Source organism: Halanaerobium sp., assembly GCF_003070835.1.
This window is the reverse complement of record NZ_QBLR01000184.1, coordinates 1-6773: the sequence shown is the minus strand read 5'-3', so window position 1 is coordinate 6773 and position 6773 is coordinate 1. Positions and strand designations below refer to the sequence as shown.

The window sequence follows — 6773 nt, the reverse complement described above, 5'->3', positions numbered from 1 at the left end:
AGGTCACATCAAAGGTGCAGTTAATATTCCCTGGGGTGCTGGTATGCAGCAGTATTTTGGACAGCTGCCTCAGGATAAGAAGATAGTTGTTTACTGCTACACAGGTCAAACAGCAGGTCAAACAGTAGCAGGTTTAAGAATGTTAGGATATGATGCTGTATCACTTAATGGTGGTATGGGTACTCCTGCTAATGAGCCTTATGGCTGGTCTAACAAAGGTTATGAAGTAGTTAAGTAAGCAGTGCAGTAAATAGAAAATTAAAAAACTAAATATTTGATAAAATAATATTTATAGACATTAAAAAGGAGCCCGTGCGGGCTCCTTTACTTTTTTTGTAGATATATTTATAGACTATTTAAAAGCAGATTATAATTAGTTGTAAATCTTGATCAAAATCTAATTCCAGCTGGAGATCTTAAATTTAATCAATCTGATTGTGGATAATATCCATGATTTCATTTTTAACTTCGAAATAGTCTTCATTATAAATTACTTCTTTTGTTCCTTTTTCAAAGATTTGATTAGTGAAATTAACATCAAAAATTTTTATTATTTCTCCTGGCTGTTTGGACATGACTACAACACGATTAGCCAGTAAAAGAGCTTCATCAACATCATGAGTGATAAAAAAGATTGTTGTTTTATTTTCCTCCCAGATGTTGCGGATTAAGTTCTGCATATTTTCTCTGGTTAAAGCATCAAGAGCTCCAAATGGCTCATCCATTAGAACTACCTGAGGATAATTTGCCAGTACTCGAGCAATAGCTACCCGCTGTTTCATACCTCCTGATAATTCAAAGGTGTAGTTTTCACCAAAACCGCTTAAATTAACTTCATCTAAGAAAAAATCTCGGATTTCTTTAATTTCAGTTTTATCTAAATCCCGCATTTTGGGTCCAAATTCTACATTTTCATTAACTGTCATCCAGGGATAAAGAGTGGGAGATTGAAAAACAACTCCCCGATGCCAGTCAGGTCCATCAATTTCTTTTCCCTGCATTAAAACTCTGCCGGAAGTTGGTTTTACATAACCGGCAATTGTTTTAAGCAGAGAACTTTTACCACAGCCAGAAGGGCCTAAAACACAGATAAACTCACCCTTATTAATCTCTAAATTGATATTTTTTAGTGCCAGTGTAGAATTAATACTTTCACCATATTTCAGACTCATATTTTCAATTTTAATTAAACTTTCGTTATTTGCTTGAGCAGACATAAAAGATATCCTTTCCTGATTAACTATCTATAATTGAAAATAACTTCTTTAATTATTCTGATCATCTTTTAAAGACATTTTTATATATTCTGGATTAACATATTTATTAAAAGCTGCCTGAGAAGGAGATTTTTCTAGCGAACCCTGATTCTGCAGAAAGTCAGAAGTATCTTTCATCACCTCAGCAAAGTTACCAGGCTGATCAGCTGTGCCAAAGAAATCTTGACTTAAAAGTTCTTCTCTAGTTTTCCAGGTGGTGCCGCGCATCTGATGGAGAGCTACCTCGGTTTCAATTCCAAGTTCATTACCAGCAATTTCAGCTGCTTTTTTCGGATTATTTCTATAAATGTCACCGGCTTCACTTAAAGCAGAAATAAAATCAGCAACTAGTTTAGGATATTTCTCTGAAAACTCCTTACGAACAACTTCTACATTAGCGGTAATATAACCTTTTTCAGCCATTTGCCTGCTGTCAGTTAAAGTAGAACCTGATTTTAAAAGCTGGGACAGAGTTGGCTGCCAGGAATAAGCTGCCTGAACATCACCGCGCTCCCAGGCTGCTACAATCTCAGCAGTCTGCATATCTAAAAGCTGAACCTCTTTTTCAATACCCGCCTCTTTTAAAAAATTCAAAAGAACATAATGGGCGGTAGAAGCAAAGGGGACGGCAATTCTTTTTCCAACTAAATCTTCAGCTTTTTCAATACCAGAACCATTTTTGACTGCCAGAGCTTCATTTTCTCCCAAAACTTCATGAATCCAGACTAATTCAACATTAAGTTCACGGGCTAGAGCGGTAATAGCATTGGTATTTCCCATAGTAGCAAAGTCAATACTGCCGGAAGCTAAAGCCTGATTGGCCTCAACACCTGAGTCAAAAACTCGAGTATTAACTTTAATTCCACGCTCTGTAAAATATTTATCAAATAAACCTTCTGCAATTGCAATGGTTTCATCATTTGGAACCCTTAAAATCCCAAAGTTAATCTCTTCGGGCAGTTCTTCCTCAGCAGCTTTATTATTAACTTCTGCACCTTCATTTTGAGCCTGATCATTACTACAGGCAGTTAAAGTTAAAGCCAGAGCAGTGATTAAGAAAATAAGCATTATTTTTTTGAAATATTTATTTTTCATTGTCTTTACCTCCAGATTTGTAATAGTACTGTAAAATCTAATAGTTTATACCTATCTTAGGATATTTAAATATATTTCAAGTAATTTAGCTAAACATGACCCTTCCAAAAAATTATTTTTCTTTCCAGAAATCTTAAACCAGCATCAATCATCACACCTGTAATTCCCATAATTATAATTCCAACAAAGATTACATCACTTTTCAAAAAATTAGATGCATCTAAAACCATCCAGCCAATACCTGAGGTAGCAGCAACCATCTCAGAAGAGACAAGAGTTGTATAGGCAACACCAAAGGCAGTCCTGATACCAGTAAAAATTTCTGGTAGGGAGGCCGGCAGTACTATTTTAAAAAAAACATCTTTTTGGGCAGCTCCCAGTGATTTAGCACTTAAAACAAAATCCTGATTTAGTTTTCTGACTGCAGAAACACAGGCAATATAAATAGGAGCAAAACCAGCTAAAAATAAGAGAATCTGTTTTGAGGTATCATCGATTCCAAACCAGAGCACTAGAAGTGTATAATAAGCTAGTGGTGGCAGCGGGCGATAAAATTCTACAACAGAATCGATTACTGCTTCAACTTTGTCAAAATAACCGCTTAATAAGCCGAGCGGAACAGCAGTAAAAATGGCAAAGAAGAGAGCCACAAATAAACGTTTAAAACTGGCACCTAAGTGGATCCAGAGTGGCACTCCATTATAACCATTTTCTAGAATTCTTAAAAATGCACTCCAGACCCTTGCTGGCCCGGGCAGCAGGGTAGAGGTAAAGATACCCAACTTAGTAACTATATACCAGGTAAGAAAAATAGCAGCCCAGGTTATAAAAGTTAGAGTTTTTTCTGTTTTAGTTTTTTTATTTTTTCCAGATTCACGGCTGACTTTTGGATTATTTGCTGTTGCTTTTTCTTTTTGTTTATTGGTTTTCTTTTTGTTTAAAGCCATTTCTTTACACGTCCTCATAATTATCACTATCTTTTTGAACATAAGTCATATACTAACATCAAAGATATCATATTTGCTGTTAATTATCAATTTTAAAAGTGCCGATAAATGATTAAAAAGACCACCAAGTATAACCCTGATGGCCTAAAGAGAGTACCGGGTACCTGGGTAAAATTTCCAGATGCCGGTACTTTTGATTTTTTAAATTATAGCTATTTAAAACTAGATTAATTGAAAAAAATTCTCAAGTAACCGGTACCTATAAGATTTTACTCAAAGTTATACTCAGTTACAATTTTTTCGCGATCTGTTGTCTGGTCATTAAAGTATTCGTAGAAAGAAATACCAAGAAATGAACCAGCTACATTAATTACATTATCATAACCTCTGCCCTGTAATGCTAGAACAGCATTGTAACTTCTCTGACCTGAGCGGCAGTGCAAGTAAACTGGCTGGTCTTTAGGAATCTCATCAGTTCTTTGTCTTAATTCACTTAGAGGAATATTGACTGAATTAACCAGATGACCGGCTTCATATTCATCTTTTTCGCGAACATCAACTATAAAGGCATCATTTTCCACTAATTCTCTAACCTTAGTTACAGGAATTTGATTATAGCGATTATTGATTAAGTTAGTTGCTACCAGACTGGCCTGATTAACGGCGTTTCTTGGAGTAGAGAAAAGAGGAGCATAAGCTAACTCTGATTCAGTTAAATCTTCGACTGTTGCATCCATTAAGATAGCTGTTGCCATCACATCAATTCTTTTATCTACATTACCTTTCCCAATAGCCTGAGCACCTAAAATCTTACCTGTTGGTACTTCATAGATAAGTTTAAAGTGTAAAGGATTAGCATCTGGCATTAAACCAACTTTATCAGTAGGAATCACATAAACAAAGTCATAAGAAATACCAGCATCCTGCAGTTGCTTTTCATTTAAGCCTGTGGCAGCAGCATTATAATTGAAAGCTCTAATTACAGAAGTACCAATAACACCATTGTTCTTATTAGGAATATTATACATGTGGTTTGCTGCAGCACGAGCCTGTCTCTGGGCTGGTCCAGCAAGTGGTAATCTTGTTTTAGAGCGGGCAATCTTAGAATAAACTTCAATTACGTCTCCAACAGCATAAATATCAGGATCACTTGTCACATAGTTATGATTTACTTCAATTCCACCTGTTTCGCCAATTTTTAAACCTGCATCTTCAGCGAGTTTAGTTTCTGGACTAACACCGATAGCTAAAACAACAGCTTCAGCATCAATTTTCTTACCAGATTTTAAAACAACATGGTTGTCATTTACTTCAGATAAAGGATCTGATAATACTACATTTACTCCATTATCATGAAGTTCTTTTTGAATAATCTGAGCCATATCATAATCAAAAGGATTTAAGACCTGATCCATAGCTTCAACTAAAGCTACATTTTTATCAGAGTGGATAAAGTTCTCAGCAATTTCAACCCCGATATAACCGGCACCAATTACTGCCACATTTTCAACTTTATTTTTCTTAACATACTGATTTAATTTGTCAATATCATCAACATTTCTGATAGTAAAGACATTATCATTATTTACTCCCTTGATACTTCCAGGTCTAATTGGATTGGCTCCTGGAGAGAGCATTAATTTATCATAGGCTTCAGTGTATGTTTCACCAGTTTCTAAATTTTTAACCTCAATTGTTTTTTCTTCTCTATTAATTTTTATTACTTCACTGTTAACGCGGGCATCAATATTGTACTGTTCGGCAAATTTAGAAGGACACATTAAAACTAAATCATCACAATCTCTAACAATTCCACTTAAGTGATAAGGTAGAGAACAGTTAGAAAAAGAAACATGTGAACCCCGCTCAAACATAATTACTTCTGCATCTTCGTCCAGTCTTCTTACTCTAGCAGCTGTACCTGCTCCACCAGCTACTCCCCCAACAATTAAAATTCTCTTACTCATATTCTATTCCTCCTGTAAATTTTGTATTATAAATCACTCTTTCAGTCATAAAGAAATTACCAAAAGAGTATGTTGCTTACTTTAATAAATTTTTTCGCTAAATTTATTACTAATTACTCCTCCGATAATCATAAAGACAAGGAAGACCCAGCCTGAAAGCGAGAAATTAGAAATTGGTGTATATAAGGCTCCAACATTACAGCCCTGGGCAAGCCGTGTTCCAAAACCCATTGAAAGTCCTCCCAGAGCATACATTAGCCCTTGTTTTTTACTGATATGAAGTTCTGAATTAAAAAACTCCATAAATTTACCTGCAGTTAAAAGATAAATAATCGCTCCAACTAAAATACCAAAGTTTTGAACTGAGATCTGGTGTTCAAAAAATGGAGTAGCAAAAGTTTCAGCTGACAGCTTGGTAAATTCAGATAAACTTTGAGCAGAAACTCCAAATAACATTAATAATTTTCCAAACCAGATACCATAAGGTTGTGAAACTCCCCATCCATATCCAGTAACTCCCATTAGAATAGTTACAATTATTGCTAAGGCGATTCCACCCTGTTTTAAAGTCCATGGTTTTTCAAACAGATGATAATATGTGTCGGCACTAAATAATTTGAAATTCTTAAGATCCATAGGCTCCAGATTTTCCTGAATTTTTTCAATCTCTAAGCCGCTGTACTCACCAGTTTTTTTCTTATGTTTTTCATACATATAGGATAATATAGTAAAGAGAAGACAGAGTGCACCAAGAGCAATTAATCCACCTAAGTAACCTTCAAATCCATCTCCCTGGAATAAATCGGGTAAGAATACCCCTCCCATAGTCCTGTAGCCGATATAAGAACTAAACCAGGAATCCTGTACCCAGCTGGCTGTATTCTGAATTGGGAAACCAATAAATACACCAAACATAAAGAAAACAAGAGTCGTAAATGCACGCGGAAGAGCCTGAGGTAAATCTGTTAGCACTCCACTTGCACAGCAGACAGAAATAGACATTCCAAAACCAAATAAAAATCCACCGAGCATTAACCCAATGTTAATTGGTTTTATCCAGAGATTATAACTTGCTGGATCTTTACCAAATAAAAAGGCTGTCATTAAAACAGCTGTAATAAAAAACATGAACATTAAAGTACGCATTAATTTTGTTGAGCCAGTTCTGTAGGCGCGATTAACACTGCCGGCAAAACCGGTATAAGCTCTAGCTAAAGCATAACCGAATCCTGATCCAGCCAGTAATCTAAAAAATAAAAGATCAGTCTTAAGCCAGAATTTAGCAGCTGCTAAAATTATTATAATAGCTATAAATCCCAAAACTTTTTCAATTTTTTTCATTAAAAAATTCCCTCCTAAAATTTTTGAAAATCAAATAACTTTGTTCTAAAATTCGCAAAGCAGAACAAAAAATTATAACAGAGATAAAAATATCTGCTTGGCTGAGTTATAAAGTTATTTATAATATTATTCACAATCATCTACAATAATTATATACTATTTATTAT

Annotated in this window: 6 protein-coding genes; 1 reads left to right on the top strand and 5 read right to left on the bottom strand. The window is 35.1% G+C overall.

Annotated elements, in window-relative coordinates:
• Positions 1–238 (top strand): rhodanese-like domain-containing protein (locus CI949_RS14770; RefSeq protein ID WP_290767671.1); only part of this gene is annotated, 238 nt, incomplete at its 5' end.
• A gap of 184 nt (positions 239–422) precedes the next feature.
• On the opposite strand, the gene CI949_RS14765 is transcribed toward CI949_RS14770, so the two are convergent.
• From CI949_RS14765 to CI949_RS14745, 5 genes are all read right to left on the bottom strand, one after another.
• Complete coding sequence (locus CI949_RS14765) at positions 423–1217, bottom strand: ABC transporter ATP-binding protein (RefSeq protein ID WP_290767669.1); 795 nt, start codon at positions 1215–1217, stop codon at positions 423–425.
• A gap of 48 nt (positions 1218–1265) precedes the next feature.
• Positions 1266–2351, bottom strand: coding sequence for a MetQ/NlpA family ABC transporter substrate-binding protein (locus CI949_RS14760; protein WP_290767667.1), 1086 nt, complete (start codon positions 2349–2351; stop codon positions 1266–1268).
• Positions 2352–2440: 89 nt separating this feature from the next.
• Positions 2441–3298, bottom strand: a complete 858-nt coding sequence (locus CI949_RS14755) for an ABC transporter permease (RefSeq protein WP_290767665.1) — start codon at positions 3296–3298, stop codon at positions 2441–2443.
• 269 nt (positions 3299–3567) lie between these two features.
• A complete protein-coding gene (locus CI949_RS14750; protein WP_290767663.1) occupies positions 3568–5265 on the bottom strand; it encodes an FAD-dependent oxidoreductase in 1698 nt (565 codons plus the stop codon).
• A gap of 81 nt (positions 5266–5346) precedes the next feature.
• Positions 5347–6606, bottom strand: a complete 1260-nt coding sequence (locus tag CI949_RS14745; protein ID WP_290767661.1) for a YeeE/YedE family protein — start codon at positions 6604–6606, stop codon at positions 5347–5349.
• Positions 6607–6773 lie beyond the last annotated feature (167 nt).

Coding starts and splice junctions, on each gene's coding strand:
- CI949_RS14765 (WP_290767669.1), bottom strand. CDS start 1,217: ATGTCTGCTCAAGCAAATAACGAAAGTTTAATTAAAATTGAAAATATG.
- CI949_RS14760 (WP_290767667.1), bottom strand. CDS start 2,351: ATGAAAAATAAATATTTCAAAAAAATAATGCTTATTTTCTTAATCACT.
- CI949_RS14755 (WP_290767665.1), bottom strand. CDS start 3,298: ATGGCTTTAAACAAAAAGAAAACCAATAAACAAAAAGAAAAAGCAACA.
- CI949_RS14750 (WP_290767663.1), bottom strand. CDS start 5,265: ATGAGTAAGAGAATTTTAATTGTTGGGGGAGTAGCTGGTGGAGCAGGT.
- CI949_RS14745 (WP_290767661.1), bottom strand. CDS start 6,606: ATGAAAAAAATTGAAAAAGTTTTGGGATTTATAGCTATTATAATAATT.